The sequence below is a fragment of the Paraburkholderia dipogonis genome, from assembly GCF_046027395.1.
Classification (GTDB): Bacteria; Pseudomonadota; Gammaproteobacteria; order Burkholderiales; family Burkholderiaceae; genus Paraburkholderia; species Paraburkholderia dipogonis_A.
In genome coordinates this window covers 172,419-196,806 of the sequence record NZ_JAQQEG010000007.1, presented here as the reverse complement: position 1 = coordinate 196,806, position 24,388 = coordinate 172,419, and the positions used below count along the sequence as shown (strand labels likewise).

At 61.7% G+C, this 24,388-nt stretch carries 17 protein-coding genes; 12 read left to right on the top strand and 5 right to left on the bottom strand.

The window, feature by feature from the left end:
• The first annotated feature begins 13 nt into the window (after nucleotides 1-13).
• The 4 genes from gmd (at nucleotide 14) to PQR32_RS09755 (ending at nucleotide 4,757) form a co-directional block, all read left to right on the top strand.
• Nucleotides 14-1,132, top strand: coding sequence for a GDP-mannose 4,6-dehydratase (gene gmd, locus PQR32_RS09770; RefSeq protein WP_408225057.1), 1,119 nt, complete (start codon nucleotides 14-16; stop codon nucleotides 1,130-1,132).
• Between the two features lie 6 nt (nucleotides 1,133-1,138).
• Nucleotides 1,139-2,098, top strand: a complete 960-nt coding sequence (fcl, locus tag PQR32_RS09765; RefSeq protein WP_408225054.1) for a GDP-L-fucose synthase — start codon at nucleotides 1,139-1,141, stop codon at nucleotides 2,096-2,098.
• A gap of 115 nt (nucleotides 2,099-2,213) precedes the next feature.
• Nucleotides 2,214-3,356 (top strand): glycosyltransferase family 4 protein, encoded by a 1,143-nt coding sequence (locus tag PQR32_RS09760; protein WP_408225051.1) that lies wholly within the window; start codon nucleotides 2,214-2,216, stop codon nucleotides 3,354-3,356.
• 57 nt (nucleotides 3,357-3,413) lie between these two features.
• Nucleotides 3,414-4,757 carry a glycosyltransferase WbuB gene (locus PQR32_RS09755; protein WP_408225048.1) on the top strand — a complete coding sequence of 448 codons (1,344 nt, stop codon included), beginning with the start codon at nucleotides 3,414-3,416 and terminating at the stop codon, nucleotides 4,755-4,757.
• A 31-nt stretch (nucleotides 4,758-4,788) separates the two neighbouring features.
• On the opposite strand, the gene PQR32_RS09750 is transcribed toward PQR32_RS09755, so the two are convergent.
• Nucleotides 4,789-5,295 (bottom strand): hypothetical protein, encoded by a 507-nt coding sequence (locus PQR32_RS09750; protein WP_408225045.1) that lies wholly within the window; start codon nucleotides 5,293-5,295, stop codon nucleotides 4,789-4,791.
• A 185-nt stretch (nucleotides 5,296-5,480) separates the two neighbouring features.
• Here PQR32_RS09750 and PQR32_RS09745 point away from each other — a divergent pair, with 185 nt between their 5' ends.
• Both PQR32_RS09745 and PQR32_RS09740 read left to right on the top strand, forming a co-directional pair.
• A complete protein-coding gene (locus PQR32_RS09745; protein ID WP_408225042.1) occupies nucleotides 5,481-6,101 on the top strand; it encodes a DapH/DapD/GlmU-related protein in 621 nt (206 codons plus the stop codon).
• A gap of 221 nt (nucleotides 6,102-6,322) precedes the next feature.
• On the top strand, nucleotides 6,323-8,062 hold the full coding sequence (locus PQR32_RS09740) for an FAD-dependent oxidoreductase (RefSeq protein ID WP_408225039.1): 1,740 nt from the start codon (nucleotides 6,323-6,325) through the stop codon (nucleotides 8,060-8,062).
• Between the two features lie 109 nt (nucleotides 8,063-8,171).
• Here PQR32_RS09740 and PQR32_RS09735 read toward each other — a convergent pair whose 3' ends face one another.
• Nucleotides 8,172-9,392, bottom strand: coding sequence for a glycosyltransferase (locus PQR32_RS09735; RefSeq protein ID WP_408225036.1), 1,221 nt, complete (start codon nucleotides 9,390-9,392; stop codon nucleotides 8,172-8,174).
• Complete coding sequence (locus tag PQR32_RS09730; RefSeq protein WP_408225033.1) at nucleotides 9,389-10,882, bottom strand: O-antigen ligase family protein; 1,494 nt, start codon at nucleotides 10,880-10,882, stop codon at nucleotides 9,389-9,391. The genes PQR32_RS09735 and PQR32_RS09730 overlap by 4 nt, the downstream gene beginning before the upstream one ends.
• A 431-nt stretch (nucleotides 10,883-11,313) precedes the next feature.
• Here PQR32_RS09730 and PQR32_RS09725 point away from each other — a divergent pair, with 431 nt between their 5' ends.
• On the top strand, nucleotides 11,314-12,468 hold the full coding sequence (locus PQR32_RS09725; protein WP_408225030.1) for an acyltransferase family protein: 1,155 nt from the start codon (nucleotides 11,314-11,316) through the stop codon (nucleotides 12,466-12,468).
• 70 nt (nucleotides 12,469-12,538) lie between these two features.
• On the opposite strand, the gene PQR32_RS09720 is transcribed toward PQR32_RS09725, so the two are convergent.
• Entirely contained in the window at nucleotides 12,539-14,227 is a 1,689-nt protein-coding gene (locus PQR32_RS09720; RefSeq protein WP_408225027.1) for a glycoside hydrolase 5 family protein, read from the bottom strand.
• Between the two features lie 785 nt (nucleotides 14,228-15,012).
• Here PQR32_RS09720 and PQR32_RS09715 point away from each other — a divergent pair.
• From PQR32_RS09715 to PQR32_RS09705, 3 genes are all read left to right on the top strand, one after another.
• Complete coding sequence (locus PQR32_RS09715) at nucleotides 15,013-16,467, top strand: glycosyl hydrolase (RefSeq protein WP_408225024.1); 1,455 nt, start codon at nucleotides 15,013-15,015, stop codon at nucleotides 16,465-16,467.
• A gap of 338 nt (nucleotides 16,468-16,805) precedes the next feature.
• Complete coding sequence (locus PQR32_RS09710) at nucleotides 16,806-19,160, top strand: polysaccharide biosynthesis tyrosine autokinase (RefSeq protein ID WP_408225021.1); 2,355 nt, start codon at nucleotides 16,806-16,808, stop codon at nucleotides 19,158-19,160.
• A 54-nt stretch (nucleotides 19,161-19,214) separates the two neighbouring features.
• Entirely contained in the window at nucleotides 19,215-20,375 is a 1,161-nt protein-coding gene (locus PQR32_RS09705; protein WP_408225018.1) for a hypothetical protein, read from the top strand.
• 93 nt (nucleotides 20,376-20,468) lie between these two features.
• Here PQR32_RS09705 and PQR32_RS09700 read toward each other — a convergent pair whose 3' ends face one another.
• A complete protein-coding gene (locus PQR32_RS09700) occupies nucleotides 20,469-21,674 on the bottom strand; it encodes a glycosyltransferase (protein WP_408225015.1) in 1,206 nt (401 codons plus the stop codon).
• A 329-nt stretch (nucleotides 21,675-22,003) separates the two neighbouring features.
• Here PQR32_RS09700 and PQR32_RS09695 point away from each other — a divergent pair, with 329 nt between their 5' ends.
• Nucleotides 22,004-23,257 (top strand): oligosaccharide flippase family protein, encoded by a 1,254-nt coding sequence (locus PQR32_RS09695; protein ID WP_408225012.1) that lies wholly within the window; start codon nucleotides 22,004-22,006, stop codon nucleotides 23,255-23,257.
• On the top strand, nucleotides 23,257-24,330 hold the full coding sequence (locus PQR32_RS09690; protein WP_408225177.1) for a glycosyltransferase: 1,074 nt from the start codon (nucleotides 23,257-23,259) through the stop codon (nucleotides 24,328-24,330). Before PQR32_RS09695 ends, PQR32_RS09690 begins: the two co-directional genes overlap by 1 nt.
• Nucleotides 24,331-24,388: the final 58 nt, after the last annotated feature.

The following is a 24,388-nucleotide window of genomic DNA, read 5'->3' as shown; positions in this document are numbered from 1 at the left end:
AGGAGAAGGCTCCATGAAACGTAAGGTCGCGCTGATCACCGGCATCACTGGACAGGACGGGTCGTATCTGGCGGAGTTGCTGCTCGCCAAAGACTACGACGTACACGGCATCAAACGCAGGTCATCCCTGTTCAACACAGACCGGATCGATCACCTTTACCGCGATCCCCACGATCCGGACCAGCGACTCTTTCTGCACCACGCGGATCTGACCGACTCGACCAGCATTCTGCGCGTGATCCAGCGCGTCGAGCCGGACGAGATCTACAACCTCGCCGCGCAAAGCCACGTCGCGGTGTCGTTCGAGGAGCCGGAATACACGGCCAATGCGGACGGCCTCGGCGCCTTGCGGATTCTCGAAGCGATCCGGATTCTCGGCTTGCAGGAGAAGACGCGCTTTTACCAGGCCTCGACCTCGGAGCTATACGGCCTCGTGCAACAGGTGCCGCAGTCGGAGACCACGCCGTTCTATCCGCGCAGCCCGTATGCCGTCGCCAAGCTGTTCGCGTACTGGACCACGGTCAATTACCGCGAGGCTTACGGTCTCTATGCGTGCAACGGGATTCTGTTCAACCACGAATCGCCGGTGCGCGGCGAGACCTTCGTGACGCGCAAGATCACGCGTGCGGTCGCGCGTATCGCGGTGGGCATGCAGAAGACCTTGTATCTGGGCAATCTGTCGGCCCTGCGCGACTGGGGCCATGCGCGCGATTACGTGGAAATGCAATGGCGCATGCTTCAGCAGGAGCAGCCGGAGGATTACGTGATCGCCACCGGCGTGCAATACAGCGTGCGTCAGTTCGTGCAGCACGCCGCCGCTGAGCTGGGTGTCACCGTGCGTTTCGAGGGCACTGGCGCGGATGAAGTCGGCATCGTCGAGAAGGTGGAAGGGCGCGAGATCAGGATGTCGCCGGGCGACGTGATCGTGCGCGTCGATCCGCGCTACTTCAGACCCGCCGAGGTCGAGACGCTGCTCGGCGATCCGTCGAAGGCGCATGCGAAGCTCGGCTGGCGGCCGACCACCTCGTTCGAGTCGCTCGTCAAGGAAATGGTGCGCTCGGACTATCAGATTGCACGACGTGACGCGCTCGTCACGCTGGCCGGATTCACGGCGCTGGAACATCACGAGTAACTTGCGATGAACAAACAAGCACGCATCTTCGTCGCGGGCCACCGTGGCATGGTCGGCTCCGCGCTGGTCAGGCGTCTTGCCGCCGACGGGTATCAGAACGTGATCACCCGCTCGCGCAAGGAGCTCGATCTCACGGATCAGGCGGCCGTGAATCGCTTTTTCGAAAGCGAAAAGATCGACGTGGTGCTGCTCGCGGCCGCGCGCGTGGGCGGCATTCTCGCGAACGCGACGCGGCCCGGTGAGTTCATCTACGAAAACCTGGTGATCGAAACCAATGTGATCCATGCCGCGTATCGCGCCAAGGTCGAGCGGCTGGTGTTCTTCGGTTCGTCGTGCATCTATCCGAAGCAATGTCCGCAGCCGATCCGCGAGGAGTATCTGCTGACCTCGCCGCTGGAGCCGACCAACGACGCCTATGCGATCGCGAAGATCGCCGGCCTCAAACTGTGCGAAGCGTACAACCGCGAGTACAACACGCAGTACGTCGCGTTGATGCCGACCAATCTGTACGGCCCGAACGACAACTACGATCTGAAGAGCAGCCACGTGTTGCCGGCGCTGCTGCGCAAGGCGCACGAAGCGAAGCTGAACGGCGACGCTACCTTGATGGTGTGGGGATCGGGCACGCCGCGTCGCGAGTTCCTGCACGTCGACGATCTTGCCGCGGCCACGCTGTTCGTGCTCGAACACAACGTGACGGAGGGCCTCTTCAACGTCGGAGTGGGCGAGGACCTGTCGATCCGTGAGCTCGCCGAATGCATCTGCAAGGTCGTCGGTTTTGAAGGCGAGCTCGTATTCGACGCCTCGAAACCCGACGGCACGCCGCGCAAGCTGCTCGACGTCTCGCGCCTCGCGCAAATGGGCTGGCAGGCAACGATCGGTCTGGAGGACGGAATCGCGTCCACGTATCGGGACTTCGTCGAATCACACGCCGGTTCGACACCGGCTGCCGCCATCGAGGCCTAGACGCGCGGATTGCCGCGCCGTCAGCGCGGCTTTGCAGTAAAGGACCGCTTGGGCCGCTGTGCATGCGCAGGATGCGCGATGCACGCAGGACGATTTTTCGAGGAGTGGCATAAAAATGACAGCGTCAGTCACGATCTTCCACAACGTCGTGTGGTCGCGCCACAAAGGTGTCGTGTTTTCCGCCTTGCACAACATTTCGGCTTCCGGAGCAATTCGCTATTCGATGGTGCAGATCGCGGATACGGAGCACGACCGCGTCGGCTTTTCCGACGTCGATTATTCGTTTCACCGCTATCCGATGCAAAAGCTGTTCGACGGCTGCTACGAAGACGTGCCGACCATGAAGCTGATCGCACGGCTCACATGGGAAGTCTTGCGCACCAAATCGGATCTGATCGTGCTGCCGGGCTATCACCGCCCGGAATACTGGGCGATGCTCGCGGCGTGCATCGTGACCGGCAAACGGCGTGCGGTGTTCTGCGATTCGACCGCGCGCGACCGGCCCAAAAAACTGCTGACGTCGATTCCAAAGCGCGTGTTTTTCGCGCTGTGCGACGGCTATTTCGGTTTCGGCGAGCGCAGCCGCGAGTATCTGCTGTCGCTCGGCGCGAAGCGCGACAAGATTTTCGTGCCGTGTCAGGCCGCGGCGATGCCGGGTTCGTTTTCGCCGGAACGTGCGCTGGTCGAGCGGGTCGCCGCTCGCGCGGGTAATCCGCCGGTGTTTCTGTTCGTGGGACGTTTGTCCGAAGAGAAAGGCATCGGCACGCTGATCGAAGCGCTCGCCGGATTGCGGCGGCGTATTCCGGCGGCGAAGTTGCGCATTGTCGGCACCGGTCCGATGTGCGACGCGTTGCATGCGAAGGTGGCCGAGCTCGAACTCGGCGACGCGGTGACGTTCGTCGGCAGTCTGCAGGACGAGCCGCTTACACGCGAATATTACGGCGCCACCTGCATGGTGCTGCCGAGTTACAGCGAGCCTTGGGGACTGGTGGTCAACGAGGCGCTCGCGCATGGTTGCCCGGCCGTGGTCAGCGAAAGTTGCGGCTGCGTGCCGGAACTGGTGATCGACGGGGTGAGCGGCTATGCGTTTACAGCGGGCGATGTCGCCGGCCTGCAGCGCACCATGCTCAAGGCCATGGAGGCGTTCGCCGACGCCGGCGGCACCGCGCGCCGGTGCATGGATGTGATTCGCCGTTTCGATCCGCCTTCCGCGGCTGCCAACATCGCCCGCGGCTGCGCACTGATGTTGAGCGACTGACTCGCTCCGCCCAGCCACGTCGCGCGCACCACGCCCTAACTTGTTCTGGCAGCCACGATGAAGATACTGATTTACGGCATCAACTATGCGCCTGAGCTGACGGGAGTGGGCAAGTACACGGCGGAAATGGCCGTGCTGCTCGCGAGCCGCGGACATGACGTGCGCGTGGTATGCGCGCCGCCGTACTACCCGGAGTGGCGTGTCGGGGAGGGCTACGCGTCGTGGCGCTATCAGCACGAGATGCGCGACGGCGTGGCGATCTGGCGCGCGCCGCTCTGGGTGCCCGCGCGTCCGAGCGGCCTGAAGCGCATGCTGCATCTGGCAACTTTCGCGGCGACCTCGCTGCCGCTGCTCGTGCGGCAGGTGTTGTGGCGCCCCCATGCAGTCATGCTGATCGCACCGACCTTGATGTGCGCGCCGGGCTCGCTGATGTTCTCACGCATCACGCGCGCGCGAGCGTGGCTGCATATTCAGGACTACGAGGTCGATGCGGCATTCGATCTGGGATTGCTGAAAAGCTCGCTCGCGGCCCGCACCGCACGATGGGTGGAAAGCGCATTGCTGCGGCGCTTCGATGCGGTGTCGTCGATCACCCGGCAGATGAGCGCGCGCGCGACGACCAAGGGCGTCGACGCATCAAAGGTTGTCTGCCTGCCCAATTGGGTCGACGTGTCGACCATCTTCCCGCTTGCGCGGCCGAGCGAATTCCGGCGCCTCCTGGGGATTCCTGCCGAACAGAAAGTGATTCTGTACTCCGGCAACATGGGCGCGAAGCAGGGTATCGAAACGCTCGCGGATGCGGCGGTCGCGCTCGCTGCACGCACGGACCTGACCTTTGTATTCTGCGGCAGCGGCGCGGCGAAAGAGAGTCTGCTCGAGCGCTGCTCAGGATTGACGAATTGCGTGTTCCTGCCGCTGCAACCGGTAGACCGCCTGAACGAACTGCTCAACCTCGCCGACATTCACGTGCTGCCGCAACGCGGCGACGCGGCGGATCTCGTCATGCCGTCCAAGCTCACGGGCATGTTCGCGAGCGGACGCGCGACCGTGGCGATGGCGCGTCGCGGCACGGCGCTCTACGAAGCCGTGGCGCCGCGCGGCGTGGTCGTGCCGCCGGACAACGTGAAGGCGCTGGCGGCGGCGATCACGGTGCTGGCGGGCGACGCGGAACGGCGCACAGCACTCGGCAAAGCGGCGCGCAATTATGCGGAGCGCGCGCTCTCGCCGGAGTCGACGATTCGCACCTTCGAGGAACGGCTCGCGATGCTGTTGCGTGAGGTGGGCGGCAAACGTGGCAAACGCGGCAAAGGCGGCACGCCGTCTTTTGGCGCGCGGCCTTCAGGTGCTGCGGCGAGGCGCCGGCGAAAGCCGGCTACCGCGGAGGAAGCCGCGCCGGATTGATCCGATACGCGGCGCTGTCATGCAAGCGATATCACCACGGAGAACGGTAGACACCCTGTTTGCTGGCGTAGGGATCGGTATAGGTCGCTCTCGCGGCGCCCTGGGGTGTCAGACCGTCAGCCGCATTCGGTCGTGCTGGCTGACCGGCTACACGCACCTGGCCGTTGGCCGCAGCCGGCGCTTTGCGCTGGCCTTTGCCCTTGCCTACCGCCGGTTGCGCAGCCTGGTCACCGCCGAGCACCGTCATGCGTTGCGTGTCGAGCAGCGCGGCGCGCTGGGCGTCGTTGGTATTGCCTTGCGTGTCGTCGGCGCCGTATGGGTTCGGGGCGCCGAGAAAGCCCTGCTCGCTGCTGCGATGCGCGGCGCGCCGGTCGGCGGGAAGTTGTGCATTGAGACCGTAGCCGTTGGCCGCCGTCGCGGCGGGAGGGCGGGCGCCCCCGGCGGGATTGGGTGCGGCGTTCTGCGCGAACGCCGGCATCGCGCACGATGCGATCGCGAGAAACGTCAAGGTAGCGGTGTGTCGAAGCGAGGTCATCATCTTATTCCCCAAGGCGATGCTGTCGGGATAAAGCTATCGTGCGCCAACCAGTACGCGTGTAGCCGCCAAAACGCTTGCCCGCACAGCCACTGCGCGAAGTCTAGCCAGGCGCGGCAACATAATGTAAGAGGTTTGCCTGGCATGCCTGTGTATGTTTACCACTGTTCGTGGTTCGGAGAAAGCTGATGGGTAACGTAGCCGACGATCCGCACATCGGGCACATGCCGCAAGCCGAGGACGCGCGCAAGGACGGCCGCGTCATCGATCTGTCGCAGGCCGGAAAAGGAAACTATCAGGCGAAGCGCGGCGCGCTGACCGAGCTTATCTGGTTCGTGCTGGAAGCCTGTGTGATCAACAACAAACTGCTGCCGTTCTCAGGTGTGCGCGTTGCGTTGCTGCGTCTGTTCGGCGCAAAGATCGGTACAGGTTGCCGATTCGTGCATCCGGTGCGCGTGAAGGCGCCGTGGAATCTCGAGGTGGGCGACAACTGCTGGTTCGGTGTCGACGTGTGGATCTACAACCAGACGCTGATTCGCATCGGCTCGAACGTATGCATTTCTCAGGGCACGTTCCTCACTGCAGGCTCTCACGACATGAGCACGACGATGGATCTGCACGTCGCGCCGATCCTCATCGAGGACGGCGTCTGGATCACTTCGAAGTGCGTGGTGCAAATGGGCGTGACGATCGGCCGTTCGGCGGTCGTGACACCTTTGTCGGTCGTGCATCGTTCGCTGGAAGCGGAGGGCGTGTACGGCGGAAATCCTTGCCGCTTTATCAGGAAACGGTTCGATTCCGTGACCTGAACCACAGACATAGGACCACAGCGTTTGTATGCTGGGGAGGCCGAGGTCGTTTTGCCGGAATGTCGGCTGTCGCAATGGGATTGCCGCGCTGCATGATGAGCGGCGTTCGCGGCAGCACCAATGCAAGTTCCGGCCGCGACGTTTGCGTGGCTTGGTTGCCAGCTCCGCTTGGCGAACCGTGACGCGCTCAGGAAATGCGTGAAGCAGATGGGGAGTAGCGGATGTTCATCGATACGCGTACGGTTGAACAAGACACGGTCATTGAAACGACGGTCTGCATCATCGGCGGGGGCGTCGCGGGAATTACGCTCGCGCTCGAAATGTCGAGGGCGGGTATCGACGCCTGCATGCTCGAAAGCGGTGGTTTTGGTCCTGACGATGCAACCCGCGACCTCTATCGCGGCGAGAACATCGGGCTTCCCTACACGTTCGCGGATGGCTCGCGTAGCCGCTATTTCGGTGGCAGCAGCAATTGCTGGGGCGGCTGGTGCCGCCCGCTCGATCCCTGGGACTTCGAAAAGCGCGACTGGATTCCACACAGCGGCTGGCCGTTCGGCCTCGATGAACTGGCGCCTTACTATGCGCGCACGCATGAATTGCTGAAGCTCGGCCCGGAGAATTTCGATCCTGCTTACTGGGAGCGCGAGATCGGGCGTCAGGACGTGCGCCGTCTGCCGCTCGCCACCGGCGACATGCGCGATACCGTCGCGCAGTTCAGCCCGCCGGTGCGCTTCGGCAAGGTGTATCGCGAGGAGCTGTCGCGCTCGACGCGGGTGCGCGTGTTCCTCCATGCGAACGTGCTCAGTATCGACGCCGATGCGCAAGGCACGACGATTTCCAAAGTGAAGGTGGGTACGATCGGCGGCCGTGCGATGTCGGTGACCGCGAGGATTTTCGTGCTGGCCACGGGCGGCATCGAAAACGCGCGCCTGCTGCTTGCGTCGAACAACGTGCAGGCCGCCGGGCTCGGCAATGCCAACGATCTGGTTGGCCGCTACTTCATGGACCATCCGCGGATGATGTCGGGCAAGGTGCGCATCCGTCCGGGCATCGCGCGCAACAAGCTGTACGACATCAAGTATCACTACCAGAATGTGGCGGTCTCCGCGCACGGCACGAAGATCTCGTCGCAGTTCGCGCCGAAGCAGGAGTGGATGGAACGCGAGAAGCTGCTCAATTCACGCGTGTGGCTCTACTCGAAATGGTACGGCGAAGGCAGCGCGGGTTCCGAGGCGTTGATCCGTTTCAAGGAAGCGCTGATGGGCAAGGATCAGCCCGGCCGCAGCCTGAAGCGCGACGTCGAGACCATGATCGCGCACCCGCTGCACACGGTCGGTTTCGGTTTGACGCGGCTGTTGCAATGGCCCGCGCTGATCACCGACGTGACGCTGCAGGCCATCGTCGAAGCGGAGCCCAATCCGGATAGCCGCGTCACGTTGTCGGCCGACAAGCGCGACCACTTCGGCATGCCGCGCGTGCGGGTGGAGTGGCGCCTGGGCGAACAGGTGCAGCGCACTTTCGACAAGACGTTCCAGTTGCTTGCGCAGGAATTGCAGATGGCGAACGTCGCGGACGTCACGCTCGATGAGCCGCTCGAAGGACGGACGTGGCCAGTGAAGCTGGAAGGCACGTGGCACCACATGGGCACCACGCGCATGCACGATTCGCCGCGCGAGGGCGTGGTCGATCGCGATTGCAAGGTGCACGGGATCAGCAATCTGTTCATTGGCGGCAGTTCGGTGTTTCCGACCGTCGGCGCCAATTTCCCGACCATCACGATTGCCGCGCTGTCGCTGCGTCTCGCCGGTCATCTGATGCGGCAACTGGATGTGCCGGACGTGGTAGGCAGTACGCGAGCCGAAGCCGCGAACAGCGCGAGCATGTCGCTCCAGACGCCGCCTCAGGTCGAGACGCTGCCGATCGCGGCCTCGACCTTGACGCCGGTGATGAAAGAGCAGTGAGCGTCTGATGAAGACAAACGAAGATGGCGCGCACGAGGCGCGCCATCTCCGTTCTGGGTGGTGAGGCCTTCAGGCTGTGGAAGCCGCCGTTGATCGCCGGCGGCACGCGTCAGCGGCTTTGCTGGGTCGCTTCGCGCAGTGTGGTGAGGGTGTTGTCGTTTTCACGCGCGTCGTCGTGGCCGCCCTTGGTCTCAAGAAGCGCGGTCAGCGCGCTGACCATCGTTTCGACACGGAAGCGCGCATTGAATGTACGGGTCGCCTGCGCGCGCATCGCCTCGCGAGCCGCGTCGTCCAGTTCGAGCCAGCGCACGAGATTCTTTTCCGTACCATCGACGGTGTCCGCAGCCACCAGTCCGGCGCCATCCGCTTCGATTTCGCGCCACACGTTGACCTTGTCGGAGATCAGCGCCGGCAGTCCGCAGCCGAGCGCCTCGGCCACCGCCACGCCGAAATTCTCCTGATGCGACGGCAGAACGAACACGTCGCTCGCATGAAAAGCGCCCCACTTGAGTTCGCCTTGCAACATGCCCGGCAGGCTCACGCGATGCGCGATGCCGGCCGCCTGCGCCTGGGTGCGCAGCGTCGAGGCCCAGCCGGTTTCGTCCGGACCGGCGATCACGAGGTGCAGCGTCGGATCGCGGCTGGCTACGCGCGCGAATGCGCCGATCAGCAGATCGCAACCTTTCTTCGCATGCACGCGGCCGAGAAACAGCACGATGCGTTTGCCACGCAGGCTCGGTATGAATTTGAGGAACGTTTCGCGCAGCGGCGCGGCTTCCAGTTGCGGCACCGCCGTGCCGAACGGCACGATCCGTTCATGCGCACGGTACAGCCAGAACGACTGGCGCGCCCGCGTGCGTTCTTCCTCGGTCGTGAAGATGACGGCGCGCGCGTCGCGCAACACGCGATATTCGGCCCACGGCCAGTACAGCCACTTCTTCAGATGCTTGAGCGGATAGGCCTCTTTGAACCACGGGTCCAGCATGCCGTGCACATACACGTAATACGGCACCTCGCTCTTGTGCAGCGCTTTCCATGCCGCGAAGCCGTGGTATTGCCACAAGCCGTGGACGATCACCGCGTCGAAGCGCTTTGCGTTGGCGGCGAGCCATGGCGCGAGGCGTTCGCTGAAGCTGTAGCGGCCCTTGGTCGGGCCGAAGACGTGGACCGGAAAGGGGAAGGCCGCAAGATAGGCGTCGCTGGGGGCATCGCAGGTCGCCACTTCGATCTGATGTCCGGCCTCGCGCATCGCCATGCCGCTGCGGCGGACGCCTTCAACGGGGCCGCCGGCGCGTGGGTCGACGCTTGCAAGCAGGTGGAGAATTTTCATCGGGCGATATTCGGTCGGTTGGAGCGATGCCTGGGCGGCGTATGTGGGACGAGCGCGCCGAACTGGCCGGTGTCGGACGAGGAGCCGGGCGTGCGCGACACGCCGAGTGTGGACGTGAGGTCGGCCCGGCCCATGCCCGGCTGGATCCGGCCAGGCAACTCGGGCATCGCTTCCGGGCGCACGTCAGGCGGCCTGCGGAAGCGCCGCGCGCGCGCCGGCAACGCGCGCTGCAAACGCGCGTGAGTGGCGATCATCAAGCCGAGCGCGACGCCGAAAATCAAGCCCGAAAAACGCGGCCCGAGCGGATTGCCGCCGATCGACGTGGCCGGCAACGCGGCAAACAGCATGATGGCGCGCCCCAGCACCGGCAGCATGGGCGCGTCGGGCACGACGGAGCGCCAGTAGCGATACGAGAAGAAGCAGATCGCCAGCGCGGCGAGCGTGGCCAACGGCATCCCGATGCCGAACAGCAGGCCGCCCGCGAAGAACTGATAGACCCAGAAGTTGTGGCCCGCGGCCCATTCGTTGATCGCGTAAAAGTCCTTCTCGCTGATCTGGCCGGCGAGGTCCGGCAGATAGACCGGCGAGTAGCGATAGTAGTGGCCGTAGCCTTCGCCGAACAATAGCGTCTCCGGCTGTGCGGTCACCTGATCGTATTGGTCGCGCATTTCCGCGAGACGCGTGATCGTGGTCGGATCCTTGCCGGAGCGGGTTTCCTCGGAGAAGAAAATGCGCTGCGTCCAGTGCTCGGCGACGGTCGGGAAAGTCAGGGCCGCCACGCCGGCCATGCCTGCAAGCACGGCGCCGATGATCATGGTGCGGCTCATTGCGCGCCAGATATGCCGGATCGACGGCGCGCTCAATCCCATGGCGATCAGGAACAGCAGCACCGTGCCGACCATCACGCTGCGCGTCACGCTCAGCAATTCGATGACGACGCTCAGCGCGAAGATCGACACGGTAAAGAACGAAAAACGCTTGGCCACGACGAATTCGTGGAGCAACACACCTTGCAAACCCAGCAACGTCACGGAGAGGATACGGAAGCGCACGTCGTCGAGATCGCCGCCCGTCGCCATGCCGTAGACCATGGTGAACACGAGGCTGATGACGTTGGCGACGAACAGGGCTTTTTCGAACTGGGCGATGCGGAATTCGCTCCACGGGCGGCACGCCACGAGATAGCCCAGCATGAAGAGGATGAACGGCAGCAGCGTTCGCAAATAGTTGCCGGTGTCGTTATCCTGAACCAGTTGCGCGACGATGCTGCCGAACACGCATAGGATCATGCTCCACGTGACGACCGAGCGCAGCCGCGAGCGCTCGTGAAAGCGCGGCGCGATGAGAAGGAGGGCAATCCCTGCGGCGATCGCCGGCAGGACGAAGATGAACTGCGCGAAGTGACCCGTATTCGCGTCGGTCGCCTTATAGTCGAACGCAAGCGGCAGCAGAAAAAACCATATCCAGGGGGTTGCATACTGGTGGCGCATTAACGATTCCTCCCCGTCGCCGTCGTTTCGCCGTCGGTCTACAGTGGACGGTCTCGCATCGGGTTATTTTGAAGGAATCTGCACGCCTGTTAGTGGGCTGGACCGCATTCGTCGATCATTGCCTGGGTTCTGGCGGCCGCGGCAAGCGTAAGCTCTGCAAGACGCGCGCACACTTGCGCAGGTTGTCGGCCAATGCCTTGAAGTTGGCGCGCACGCACGCTTGCCGACACCGAAGATGCAAAAAGGGACACGGGCCCGCGAGAGACGAGCGCAATCTTGCATGGGACCGGGGTAGACGCTGGGGCGTTAACTCTGGTCGACCGCTTTGCATGGGACCAGAGTAGGCGCTAAAGCGCCAACTCTGGTCGACCGCTTTGCATGGGACCAGAGTAAGCGCTAAAGCGCCAACTCTGGTCGACAGGGAGTACAACATGAAGTTATTCGGCGGGGCGGGACCCGCAAAAGCCGGACGGGCGATCGAGCTCGACTTCGTCCGCGGCATCGCGATCATCGCGGTGATGGGCTTTCACTTTCATGCTGTTCATACCGGCAATTACCTCATCCAGATTATTGAGTACCCGCTGAAGAATTTCGGCCGCGAAGGCGTGAACCTGTTCTTCACTTTGAGCGGCTTTCTGGTGGGCGGCCTGCTGCTTCGACAGTACGCCGAAACCGGCCATATCGACGCACGGCGCTTTATCATCCGCCGGATTTTCCGTATCTGGCCCGCGTATTACGTGCTGATCGTCTTCCATGTGCTGGCCGGACGCCACCCGTGGAATACCTTCCTGTTCCAGAACCTGACCCACCTGCAGAACTATCTGGGCACATCGATTACGCAGACCTGGAGTCTGGCGGTCGAAGAACACTTTTATCTGGTGTTGCCAGCGCTTCTGCTGGTGTTCGCGCGCTGGCGTCTCGGCGCGTGGACGATCGTCAGCGTGCTTACCGGCATCTGCGCGGTGGTGCTCACGGCGCGCTGCTTCGCCGTGTCGGGCGGCAACCTCGACGGGGCGTTTGCTTACACGCAATATCGTATCGACAGCTTGCTGGTGGGCGTGATTCTTTCCGCGATCTACTGGATGAAGCCCGGCGTCTACCATCAGTTGGCGAAGCGCAAATGGCTGCTGATCTTCAGCGTCGTCCTGCTCTGCGCATGGCTCGCATTCGCCACCACGAACCTCGCGCTGGACGAAAGCATCGGCTACACGATTCAGGCGCTTGGATTTGCCGCGCTGATCGTGCTGGTGCTCGAATACTCCGGATCAATGCGTACGGCATGGATCTATCGCGGCGTGGCGTGGATCGGCCTCTATTCGTACGGTATTTACTTGTGGCATTCGCTCGCGCTTGCGCCCGGCGACATGCTGATTCGGAAAGCGACCGCGCTGGGTCTGGCGCCAAGCCTTATTTGGGTCGTCGCGCTCACGGCGCAGTTTGCGATCGCGATTGCGATCGGCTATGTGACCACGCGTGCCATCGAGTATCCGTTCCTGCTGATGCGCAATGCGCTGTTCCCCGAAAAGCGCAGCAGTTCGGTGCGCGAGGAAGTGCCCGCCGCTGCTGCGGGTGGCCAGTTGTCCTGAGTACGCAAGCATGCGGCAGGGTTGCCTCGCTCCCCCGGTGGCGCCGTAGCGATCCGGGTACGCGCGGACGCTACCGTCGGTCTGGCATAAGGTAACGGGGAATTGGCCCCACTCGCCATTGGAAGTTCTGCGCGGGAATCGTGACAGGCGTGTCCACACCTTGCCAGTCGCGCAGAGTATATTTTCCGGGCGGCAGGTTTACTGATGCAACACGCTGCTTGCCGTCGACGGTCCAGCCGACGATAACGGGATCATCGGTTCCGTATTGATACGCTTTGACGTTCTCCTCGTCGACGAGCGCCTTTGCCCAGTTACGCTTGCCGACTGTGCTGCTCAACACGGACGCCGCGACGAATGCGGGTTTGGGTGTCAGGTCGTGATGCAGCAAACCAAAATTATGTTCGATGTTGTTGAGGTCGGTGCCGTCGTCGACAAAGTCATACCAGAACATGACGCGAACCGTGCCATAGCGTCGCGATAGCAAATAGCTGCGCACCAGATTGGCCGCCTGCGTGGCCTCATCTTGCCCCGGCTCTTTAGGATTCACAGGCCAGCCAAACTCCGTCACCCAAACTTGTAGAGGTCGGCCGTCTGCTTTCACACGGTCGGCAGTAAAGTCCTTCAGGTAGGGCCACACCGTCGGAATGCTCACGGAGTCGATTGGGGCGCCTTCGGTTTTATAACCTTTTTCTGGCGTATTGGGCGACATATAGGGGTGGACGCTAAATCCGGTCTGGTCGTTTAGCCCTCCTTCCTTGAGCAGCCCGACAAGACAGTCGCCGCCGGGGCCGCCACCCGAGCCGCCACCGCCGCAGGAAATGACCGATGCATCGGGATTGACATCCTTAACGGCGCCGAACGTTTCCCATAGCAGGGAAAGATAGGCGGCGTAGCTGATCTTGCTGAAGTCCGGCTCATTCCACACCTCCCAATGTTTAACTGTTCCGCCGTAGGGAGCAGTCACAGCGTCGTCACCGTAGCGGGCAACCACGGCGTCGACGTAATCCGCGAAGCGCGCACGGGCCTCGGGTGAGAAGGGAAAGTTCGACTTCGGGAAGAGTGTCGGATAGGCACCCTCGTTGCCCTCGCCGAGAACGACCAAAGGCGAAATGCCGAGCTGCTTGCATAAGGCAAGATAGTCGTCGTAGCTCTTGGGAAATTTGAACTTGCCGGGTTCTTTCTCGATTGCCGCCCAATAGAGGTCGTCCCGAATCCACGAGAACCCAGCCTGCTTGACAAGCGGCAACAGCACCGAAGCTGAGGGTGTGACGTGTTGGGCGAAGTGCGTGCCGACCCCGAAGTCGGAAGGCCCTACCTCGTCGCGTTTCGTGACGACAGCCAGCGTGCTCGTTGTCTTGCCGAGCGCTTTCCCATCCGGCGATTTCAAGGTTGCGTCGATGCGGAATAGACCCGAACGCGGGATCGCTACGTCGACGTCGATCGCCTTACCGCCCTGCATGCTGCCGATGTTTTTCTCGTACGAAGCGAGCGGAGTGGGCGCCGCGTTGCCGTCGCTGTCATAGGAATAAACGCCGACCGTTATTTTCGCTGCGCGCAAATTGTCCTGCGGGACGACCTTGAACTGGAGTGTCTTCTTTCCGCTTGTCAGCGTGACTTGCGAGCCCGGCGAGTTGGCCAGTTGCAGCTTCACCTGCGCGTATGAGCCGCTTGAGAAAGCGAGAAACACTACTACGGAAAGTGTAGCGCGCCCGAATATGCGTGATCTGAATAGGCTGCGGCGGCGATGAATCGTCGGCATCGGATCAATCCTCGTTGAATCGCTTATGAAAATGGCTCAGTCGGTTTGACGAGCAAAGAGGCAGGTGACTGCACGCACCTGGAGGCAATGCGGAGCTCCGCATTCTTTAGCGGCAAGCTGAACCAGGATAGGGTGCGCCGGGCCGCTCGTCAGTACGAAATCGAACTTTCAAAGCATTCGCCGCCGCGCTTGGCGTCGTTCCGCCGTACAGGCACTCTGCGCGAAGGGCAGTCGTATTTGTATGGAGAATAAATTAAATGTCTTACGAAAACTCAAACTCTTACAAGCGAAATGCGAAATCGGCTTCGAAGAAAGTACGCCTAAAGATTTTCTATGGCGAACATATAGACCGCCCTTTAATGATTTAAGGGTCGGCCTCTTTTTGATGCCATATATTCACTATTCTATTCATCAGACAAAATATAGAGATGACATAGATATTCGTATGAATAAATCGCCGCGCTATTCGATTTTTTATAGGGACGGGTTAGCCGGAAACAAAGCGCGATCTCGCTTGGCACCCCGCCGACAGCACAAAAACTAAGTAATGAAAACCCCTAATTAATAGGTAAATAATTTTTTTATAGGTGCGCGGGCACAACAGTCCGTATGTGCGGCGGCGCACATATGTTCTCTTTTTCGATACGCGTAATGCGGATATTTGCTTCTTCACATAAGTCTGGAGATAGTTCGCCTTATCGCTGCGTTTTTACATCCAGTTACAACATACGAAAAAGGCGGGCACATATACTGCGATCCCCAACCGAACTGCGTAAGTTGTACTCATGACCTTACCTAACCGACCGAAAAATCAGCAACATCTTCCACTGTCCGTCCCTTCTCTGGTTCCTGCTGAATCCGTCCCTCGAAGGAAGTTCCTCGCCGGTCTCGTCGCGGGTGCCGGGTCGATTGCACTTTCCGCGTGCGGTGGCGGCGGAAGCGGCGATTCGCCTGCGGCGGTAGCCAACGACGCGAGTGTGGCCAACAAGGCCGGCTCGAACGGTTTCACCGTGACGACCCCTGCGGCCAACGCGACTATCTCCGGTACCATCACGGTGACCGGCACAGCCGGCACCACCTGGCGCAACGTGGCCGTTTACGACCACGCGACCGTCGCCAAGATCGGCGCCGACACGACACCGAGCAGCGGCAAATTTTCCATCCAGGTCGATACGACTAAATTGACCGTGGGTTCGCACCAGATCGATGTGGTCGCATTTTCCGTTGCGGCGGGACAAGCTGGCGGTACCAAGACCACCCAGACCATCACGGTCAACGTCACCCGGGCGACTTCCGGGTCGACTTCGGGTTCACTGTTCTACGGCATGAATGGCCACCTTGCGTGGCCCGACGGCATCTACCACACCATGTCGGCAGCCGCCCAGCTGGCGTTGCTCAAGGATCTCGGCGTCACGACCTATCGCGTCGACGTGGCAGACGCCGGCATGGCTCAAACAGTGGCCAATGCATTGACCGGTGCGTTTGCCGGCAGCGGCGTAACCATCATGCCCTGTATCAATGTCTGGTCGACTGCCTATAACCAGAACGGTTCGGAATCGGCCGCGTACACGTTGGGCTACAACCTGGGATCCTCGATCGCCAAGCCGTTGAAGGGCCTCGTCAAGTACATCGAGTGCGGTAACGAACTCGACTCGAATGGCCTGATCACGAACGGTGACGGTAGCAACACGAACAACTATAGTCCCGCGATCTGGCCGGCATTCCGCGGCGTCATCCGGGGCATGATCGACGGTGTGAAGGCGATCGACCCGACGATCCAGTGCGGCGTCAATGTGGGTGTCCCGCTTGCCTATCGCGCCTTGCAGATGCTGTGGAGCGGCATCACGCCTAATGGCTCGGCTAACGGCGTTTCAGGTGCAACGCAGGTCCGCTGGGACTACACGACGTACCACTGGTACCAGAGTTCAGGCGATATCATTTGTGGATGGCGAAACAACGCCTGCCTGAATGTCCTGCAAGTTCTGAAGGACTCCTTTAACCTGCCGATCTGGTTGACGGAATGGGGCTGGCAGGGTAGCCAGGTTACGCCGGCGCAACAGGCTAGCTATGTAACCGAGGCGCTGACGGAGTATCGATCGCTCAAGGATCAATACAACATTCAGTCCGTCCAGATGTATTGCCTGATCGATCCGGACTTCGGCCTCATACAGGCAAACGGCGTCACGAAGAACCCGTCCTACGCGGCCTTCAAGAATTTCGTTGCCGCCAATCCGGTTTAACCCGGTCCATCGCGCCACGTCCCGGCGCAGCAAGCTTTCCCCTCCGCAGCCCGCGCGCTTTCTGCAAGCCGCGGGCTGTTTCTTTTGGTCCGCCCCCCGTGCGGCGCGATTTTGGAGTCGTGTGCGTTACAGCACAGACGATGTCGCTGCGGCGCCGCAATCTGTCAGGCGAGACCCGACCGCGCCACCCCTGCCACCAAACGACCCCTTGATCCTCACGCAAGCGTGACGGATCCCTGATCCAATCTGATGCGCCTTTCGACCTGCGAGGCGGGTTCGGGAAGAGGATTTCCCGGCCAGTGGCTCACTCTGGTTCCAACCAACAAGGAGTTCGTCGTATGAATTCGAGTGTTTCCCGTACTCCGCCGGTTGTACTACGAAACAACGTGGATGCATTTTCCGCCGGCGAACTAGCACGGCTGATCGTGGACAACGCGTGGTTGATCATTGGCATTGCCGCGCTGGTCACAGGACTGGCCGCGCTGTATGCATTCGCAGCAACCCCCGTCTATTCCGCGGATGCGTTGGTCAAGGTTGATTTTCCTCAGCCCAATGCCCTCGGTGAAGCATCGAAGGCACAGGAGCAGGTCGTCCCGCCCACGCTGCCTACCGAGGCGGAGATTCAGATCATCCAAAGCCGGAGCGTGATTGCCCCGGTGATCAAGAAATTCAAGCAGGACACCTCAATTACGCCGAATATCATCCCCGTTATCGGAGCGATCACCCGTCAATTCGCCACGCCAGGTGAGCCGATGCCGGCGCCCATCGGTTTGGGTTCCTTTGCATGGGGCGGAGAGGAAGCGTCGGTCGGTTCACTGACTGTTCCGGCCTGGCTCGAAGACGAATCACTGACGTTGACCGTTCTCGCTGGCGGCCACTACCGTCTCACCGATCCGAAAGGACGGACCCTGCTCACGGGCGCACCCGGCGTGCTGTCCCAGGCCAACGGCGTGGCGCTCACGATGGATCGGCTCGTCGCGCGCCCCGGAACCGAATTCACGCTCGTGCGCTTTAGCGATGTCAAGGCAATCGAACGTTTCCAGCGTCAGTTGAAAGTCAGCGAGTCGGGTAAGGACACCGGCGTCGTGCAGATCATCTATGAAAACACCGATCCGGAACTGGCTCGGGCCATTGCGAACGGCATCGCCCAAGGCTATATCGCTTCTCATATCGCGCAGCACCGCGCCGAGGCCCTCACGACCCGTGACTTTATCGTTGGAGAGCTGCCGCAGCTTCACGCCAACCTGACACAAGCAGAGGCCGAACTGAGCCAGTACAGAACCGCGTCGAGCTCGATGCAGGCGGGTACGGAAGCAGCGTCCTACCTCCAGGGCAGCATTGAGTTCGATCGCCAGATCGCGATGCTCAAGGTACAAAAAGCGGCGCTTGAAAGTCACTTTGCAGCAAACTCGCGTGACGTGCAGACCGTCAATAGCCAGCTCGAACTTCTTCAGAATGCCAAGAGCGCGTTCGAAGCGCGCTTCGACCAGTTGCCGGCGTCCGAGCGCCGGTCGGCCGACCTCACGCGCAACGTCAAGGTCGCCGAGGATATCTATGTTGCGATGGTCAACAAATCCAACGAACTGGCGGTGACGCAGGCTGGGACGCTTGGGAACGTGCACATCATCGATACCGCGCTGTTGCCCGTGGACCCGGTGAAACCGAAGCGCCCGCTGGTGATAGGCGTGGGTGCCGCCGGCGGACTGATCGCGGCGTTCCTGTACGTCTTTGTTCGTCGCTTATGGTCGTCCGCGTTTGAGAACTCGATCGTGGCCGAGCGCCATCTGAACCTGCCTGTCTTTGGTCACGTATTGTTCAGTGACGAGCAGGCCCGGCTGGACCGTGCGCAGAGTTTGAACTTGCAGCCGGCGAAGAAAGGCCTTTCGGGTAGAGCACAGCAAGCAGGGGCCGAAAGGATAACCGGATCGCCGCCCAGATTGGCCTATAGCGGCTCTGCTCCGCAAGACCCCGTGTTGGCCGGCGGCCGCTTCCTGCTCGCCACTGACGGGTACGACGACATGCCGCTTGAAGCTTTGCGGGGCATACGCGCGTCGTTGCAACGGCAGATTCAGGACGCGCCGAATAACGTGCTTGTCGTGACAGGCGCGACGCCCGGCACGGGAAAAAGCTTTATCTCGTCAAATCTGGCCGTCCTCAGTGCGGAGGCCGGCAAACGGGTATTGCTGATCGACGGCGATATGCGCCGCGGCCAGTTGGCCGCCATCATGAAGCAGACTGGTGCGGGTGGCCTCGCCGAAGTTCTGGCTGGACAGGTCGACGTCGATCACGTAATTCGAAACACAGGCGTTCATGGGCTTTCGTTTATCGCTGCGGGGCGGTACCCGTCCAATCCGTCCCGATTGCTCTCGACGCCTCGCATGCAACAACTACTCGACCGTCTTGGCGATTTGTATGACGTGATCATCGTCGATACGCCACCGGTGCTGGCGGTGAGCGATGCAAACCTGATCGCCTCTCTCGCCGGATCGACGGTGCTCGTGGTACGTCCGAGCGCCCAGAACGAACGAGAACTGGAAGACACCGCGCAAGGTCTCGATCGCGCCGGCGCACGTCTGATCGGCATGATATTCAATGCGATGCCGCGACGGCGCAGCGAGAAACGCAGCTACGGCTATGCGGCGGCTTATGCCGCGGCGAGTGCTCCGCCACCGCAACAGCATGGCGCATCGTGATCGCCGCCGGCCGGTCGGCCGCCGGTTGTCGCGCGTTCCTGCATTGAGAAAACAATGTACTCCAGACTAGTATCCGTGCTGTTCTACATGTTTTTTACCTGCGTGATTCTCAATCCGCAGGTGAACGGGATCACCCTTTATTTCTATCTCGTGATCCCGTTTCTCGATCCGGATTTTTCCCGCTTCCTCGCCAGTACGGCGCGCCGCTGGGCCGGTCCATTGCTGATCGCGGTCATGGCAAGCGCGTTGACGTCTCCTTCCGCGGCGGTGCGGGTCCTGTCGATCGGCATCTGCATCGGCTACCTGATGTACACGACAGAGCGCCGCATCAGCTACCTTCATCCGTGGATGGTCATCAACATCCTGTTCGCAACCGTGCAATTCGCGATGTACTACGTCGATCGTGATTTCTCGCTCCTGCTCGGACCAACGAATCTGTCGAAACTGATCTGGGGCGACTATGCGACGATGACCAACACGAACTTCTACGAGGTGTTCTACTTCACTCGCGTCTCGGGATTTTCGCGCGAGGCGGGGTTCTTCTCGTCGTTGCTGGTGGCGTCTCTCGTCCTGCATCTTTTCAGCGATTCACCCAATAAAAAACTTATTGCTCTTTATCTCTTCGGCCTCTTCATCAGCTTCTCGAAGTCGTCGATGGTGCTTTTCCTTTTCGCCGCGCTCTATCCCTTCCGTTACAGATTGCGCTCGCTCCATCCCGTGGTGGTCATGGTTGGCTACTATGTGGTGATTTCAGCGATCTCGGTGTACCTTGCGTCCAACAATTTTTTCGACTCGGACACATTTGCCCACCGGTTGGCCGGCTACGCGTTCGTGTTCGATGCGCGGCTGGAGGATCTCGTCACGGGCATCAGCGCACCCGACATGATGGCGCACTACAAGTACCTTCCCTATATCCGTTTGATCCAGGACGACATGGCGCTCGGTGCGCTGTTTGGTGGTCTTCCCGGCACGATAGCGGAACTGGGGATCTTCAGCGCATTGGTTGTTTTCGCCGTCATTGCATTTACCGCGAGCGACGGCTTCGTCATGATGATTTTCCTGTTTATCAGCGCCACCGTCAGCGTCACTACCGTCACCTCTTTTATTCCGCTCGCGTACCTGATTTGCTACTGGCCTCGATTCGCGGCATACAGCGCGTACCGTTTGGCGCCTTCGCGTCAGTTCCAGCCACTTCCGCGGTACTTCAAGACATGATTTCGCCGTGTCAGTGACGAAAGCGACGCACATGTGACGAGGCGTCCATCGCAATGATGGACGCCTCGTGTTTTTGAAAAGCCTGCCGCGGAATCAGGCCATCTGCTGCAGCAAGGTCTGCTTGAACTGCCCGAGCGTATGCCGCGACAGCAGGTCTTCACGCGCGGACGGCGTGGCTTGAGGCGCATGCGGCCACGAGGTCATGGTCTCGGTGATCGCGCGGCCGATTGACGCGGAACTCAGGTCGCTCAGAATCGGCCCCAATTCGCAACGCCGGCTGAACCAGCCGATCAGACCGTCTTCCGTCGCAATCACGGGCTTGCCGAAACGATACGCCTGCACCAGCACACCGCTCATGCCGTAGTGTCCCTTATAGCCGAGCCAGACCGCGTCGCACGCGGAGAACAGGTCGCGCTCCATATCGTTGGAAATGAAGGCGTCAAGCACCAGCGGCGCGGGCTTGAGGCTGCGCACATGATTGCGCATGAAATGGCGCGTGCCCGTATCCTGCTCGCCGGCGACGATCAGCGTAGGCGCATGCTCGAGACGCGTCAGCGCATGCACCAGTTCGTAGATGCCCTTGCGTTCCGTGATCGCGCCGTACACCAGCAGATAGCGCTGCTCGGGATCGAGTCCCAGACGCTCGCGGGCCAGCACGGGGTTTTCCGCGTGTTCATCGGGAAACGGGTCGGCCACGTAGGCGATGGCCGCGCTGTGCTTCGGCGCACTGCGCGCCGACCATTCCGGCAAGGTGGGATCGATCGTCAGCAGCGTGCGCAGGCCGGTGGTCCGGATCGCGCGCTTGAAGAGCAGCGCCTTGATCGCATTGACGACCGGACGATCGGGGGCCTTGATGCCGACCTTGTGATGATGGAAAGTCGAGCGCATCGTGATGCCGATCCAAGGCGTCTTGCCGAAAGGCGAGCCGAGAAACGGCAGCGAATAGAAGAAGTAATCGACATAGGGCACGACCACGAGGCGGATCGACTGCATGCGGCTGATGATCGTATGCACGCGCTTGAAATAGCGATGGAAGCGCCAGTATTCGTTGGGATCACGCATGAGGCCGCGGGGTCGCTCCTCGGGATCGACAAAAGCGATCTGCTGGTCCGGGCGATTGGCGGCGGTGATCTGTCTCGCCAGCCGGTGGTCTTCGTTGGCGCACTCGGTCACGAGCATGCACGGATAGCCGGCTTCCGCGCAGGCCTGCATGGTCCACTCGACATATCGCCAGCGGTGACCGGTGAGATTCGGTTCCACAATCAGGACGTAGTCTTGTTCCATCGCGTCGGTAGCCATTTGCGTTGCTGAAAAAAGTACCCGAGCGCCCGTTCCCGCATGGCGCTAGCTGAGCAACGTTAGCACCGCCGGAATCCGTGGAACTACTAATTTGTCCGGCTTTGTGGTTCAGCGTACGAGGGGCCGCTGGCTTAGGCTGAACCGGCCTAGCTGATGGCGGTTGTAGGCGATTGTCTCGCGGTATGGTCGTGCATAGAGTTCGATGAAAAAACTTCGCCAGCTTGCTGGTGCAACCTAACAAATTATGCGCCGGCGGCGTTCGCAGAGCGATGCTTGAAATCGCTCTGCGCGGTCGATTCAACGGCGCTCCGATTCGACGGAGAGACAGCTTGCGGGCGATCAGGCTTCCGGCGTTCTCGATGGCGGGCAGCTTCGGCGCGAGCGCGGCGACGTGGGTCCTGCTGCAGCAGTTCGCCGTGCGTGGACTTGTAGCGATCAAATTTCTTGCGATTGGCCGGATGCTTGGGCCGGCGGCGATCGGCAGCGTGAGCGTGGCTTTGCTCGCGGTGGCGATTGCCGAGGCGCTGTCCGACACCGGCCTCGCGCAAGCGGTCATTCAAGGCGAACATCCGCCGTCGCGCTCGCAACTCGGCGCGGTGTGGACGACATTGACGGCGCGCGGCGTGCTGATTTCGCTGCTGCTGGTCGCGCTCGCCCCGTTGCTGAGCAGTCAGTTCCATCTGGACGGCTCGCTGATCCTGATCCAGCTCGCGGCGCTGCTGCCGTTGCTGCGCGGTCTGGCGTCGCCTGCTTATTACGTGGTGCAGCGCGAGCGGCGCTTCCAGCACATCGCCGGTGTGGAAGTGGCGGCGTCGTTCGTCGATTGCACGGCGGGACTCGCGCTCGCGTATTTCGGCGCCGGCGCGTCTTCGGTGCTGATCGGCCTCGTGGCCGGCGAATGCCTGAAAAGCACGCTGACCTGGGCGACCATGAAACCGCGTCCGCCGATCCGCGCGGTGTGGTCGGGCATCGGCCACTATGTGGGCTTCAGCCGCTGGATCTGGGCAAGCAGCGTGATCAATCTGCTGCTCAACCAGTTCGACAAGGTCGTGGTCGGCAAACTGCTCGGGCCGGCGCAACTGGGCAGCTACCAGATGTCATCACGGCTCGCGCAGATGCTGCTCGCCGACGCCGCGATCGCCATGTCGCAATACCTCTTCCCGACCTTCGCGGCGCATCATCGCCGCAGTCCGGAGTCGGCGTCGCGCATCATCAAGATCTATCTGCTGGTGATCGCGATCGGGCTCGCGGCTTTCGTCGCGGTGCTGAGGCTGATCGCCGAGCCGCTCTTCTCGCTGATTCTCGGCGCGGCATGGCTGCCGGCCGTGCCGCTCTTCAGGATCCTCGTGATCAATATGGCGATCGGCGCGTTGATCGCGGTGCTCGTGGCCTATCTGCGCGCGGTGGGCGACGCGAAGGCGACCGTGCATGCGTCGGCGATCCAGGTCGTGGTGCTGGTGTTGAGCGCGCCGCCCGCTGTGCACTATTGGGGCGTGACCGGCATTGCCTGGTCCATGACGCTCGGCCTTGGCTGCGCCGCCGCGTGGATGCTGTTCAGGACGTTGACGGCCAGGACGCCATGATGCGCGTCTTTCACCTGGTGCTTGCGCCGCGTCTGTCGGGAGCTGAAGTCCTGGCCAAGGACCTCGCGCTCGATCAGTGTGCGGAAGGCATGGCGGTGTGCGTGGCTTCGCTGTTGCCGGCGCATGCCGATTTCGCGCCCTTGCGGAACGACCTGGAAAGCCACGGCGTGCAGTGCTTCTTTCCCGAGCGGCGTCATCGTACGTTCGTCAAGTTGTGCCATCTGTTCGGCGCGGTGCGGCGTTTTCATCCGGATGTGATCTTTGCGCACGCGACCATTCCGTCGTTTTACGCGCGCGCATTGCCGCTGCGTGTGCCGGTGGTCTATGTCATGCATTCGGCGACCAACGACTTCGAGCGCCCGCTGTTCAGGCGTGTCGAACATGTCCTGTCGGGACGCGCCCGGATGGTGATCGGCGTGTCGGAGCAGGGCGTGACGGACTACGTGCAGGCCATCGGGCCGCATCCGTCGATGACCGTGGTGCCGAACGGCGTGGACATCGCGCGCTTCGCCTTCACCGACGGCGTGAAGCGCGACGGCCGCGCGCCGCAGGTGGTGCAGATCGGCCGGTACGCGGCAGTGAAAAATCAACTCCTGACCGTGCGGGCGTTCAGCGAAGTGCTCAAACACGAGAAAGACGCCCGGCTCGTGTTGTACGGCGTGATCGAAGACCCCGACTATCAGCGCGCGGTCATCGCGCTGGCGAAGACGCTGGGCATCGCGGAGCGCGTCGCGGTGGCGGGTCCACGTACCGATGTCGCCACCGTGCTGTCGGAATCGAACGTGTTCGTCATGCCGTCGCAATCCGAGGCGCACAGCGTGGCTTTTCTCGAGGCGCTGGCTTCCGGCGTGCCGATCGTGGCGAGCAAGATTCCGGCCTTCGCTTTCGCGAGCGGATTTCCCGGCGTCCAGCTGGTCGATACGGGCAATGTGCAGTGCTATGCCGAGGCGGTGATCGTTGCGCTAGGGCAGGCGCGGGCGGAACGCTCGCTGGTCGGCTTGACGCTCCGGGATACCGCTGACCGCTATCGCGCGATCGCGCGTCAGGTGAGTCTGGCCGTGCCGGCCCGTTAGGGCGCAGCGCGCACCTGTTCTTGTTGCCAGCCGTTCATGGCCCGCTGCGAGCGGACTC

Excerpts from the sequence above, each read along its gene's own strand:
- PQR32_RS09690 (WP_408225177.1), top strand. The coding sequence starts at position 23,257 with ATGCGCGTCTTTCACCTGGTGCTTGCGCCGCGTCTGTCGGGAGCTGAA.
- PQR32_RS09755 (WP_408225048.1), top strand. The coding sequence starts at position 3,414 with ATGAAGATACTGATTTACGGCATCAACTATGCGCCTGAGCTGACGGGA.
- PQR32_RS09750 (WP_408225045.1), bottom strand. The coding sequence starts at position 5,295 with ATGATGACCTCGCTTCGACACACCGCTACCTTGACGTTTCTCGCGATC.
- PQR32_RS09710 (WP_408225021.1), top strand. The coding sequence starts at position 16,806 with ATGAATTCGAGTGTTTCCCGTACTCCGCCGGTTGTACTACGAAACAAC.
- PQR32_RS09720 (WP_408225027.1), bottom strand. The coding sequence starts at position 14,227 with ATGCCGACGATTCATCGCCGCCGCAGCCTATTCAGATCACGCATATTC.
- PQR32_RS09735 (WP_408225036.1), bottom strand. The coding sequence starts at position 9,392 with ATGAAAATTCTCCACCTGCTTGCAAGCGTCGACCCACGCGCCGGCGGC.
- PQR32_RS09705 (WP_408225018.1), top strand. The coding sequence starts at position 19,215 with ATGTACTCCAGACTAGTATCCGTGCTGTTCTACATGTTTTTTACCTGC.
- PQR32_RS09715 (WP_408225024.1), top strand. The coding sequence starts at position 15,013 with ATGACCTTACCTAACCGACCGAAAAATCAGCAACATCTTCCACTGTCC.
- PQR32_RS09730 (WP_408225033.1), bottom strand. The coding sequence starts at position 10,882 with ATGCGCCACCAGTATGCAACCCCCTGGATATGGTTTTTTCTGCTGCCG.
- PQR32_RS09760 (WP_408225051.1), top strand. The coding sequence starts at position 2,214 with ATGACAGCGTCAGTCACGATCTTCCACAACGTCGTGTGGTCGCGCCAC.
- gmd (WP_408225057.1), top strand. The coding sequence starts at position 14 with ATGAAACGTAAGGTCGCGCTGATCACCGGCATCACTGGACAGGACGGG.
- PQR32_RS09700 (WP_408225015.1), bottom strand. The coding sequence starts at position 21,674 with ATGGCTACCGACGCGATGGAACAAGACTACGTCCTGATTGTGGAACCG.
- fcl (WP_408225054.1), top strand. The coding sequence starts at position 1,139 with ATGAACAAACAAGCACGCATCTTCGTCGCGGGCCACCGTGGCATGGTC.
- PQR32_RS09745 (WP_408225042.1), top strand. The coding sequence starts at position 5,481 with ATGGGTAACGTAGCCGACGATCCGCACATCGGGCACATGCCGCAAGCC.
- PQR32_RS09725 (WP_408225030.1), top strand. The coding sequence starts at position 11,314 with ATGAAGTTATTCGGCGGGGCGGGACCCGCAAAAGCCGGACGGGCGATC.
- PQR32_RS09740 (WP_408225039.1), top strand. The coding sequence starts at position 6,323 with ATGTTCATCGATACGCGTACGGTTGAACAAGACACGGTCATTGAAACG.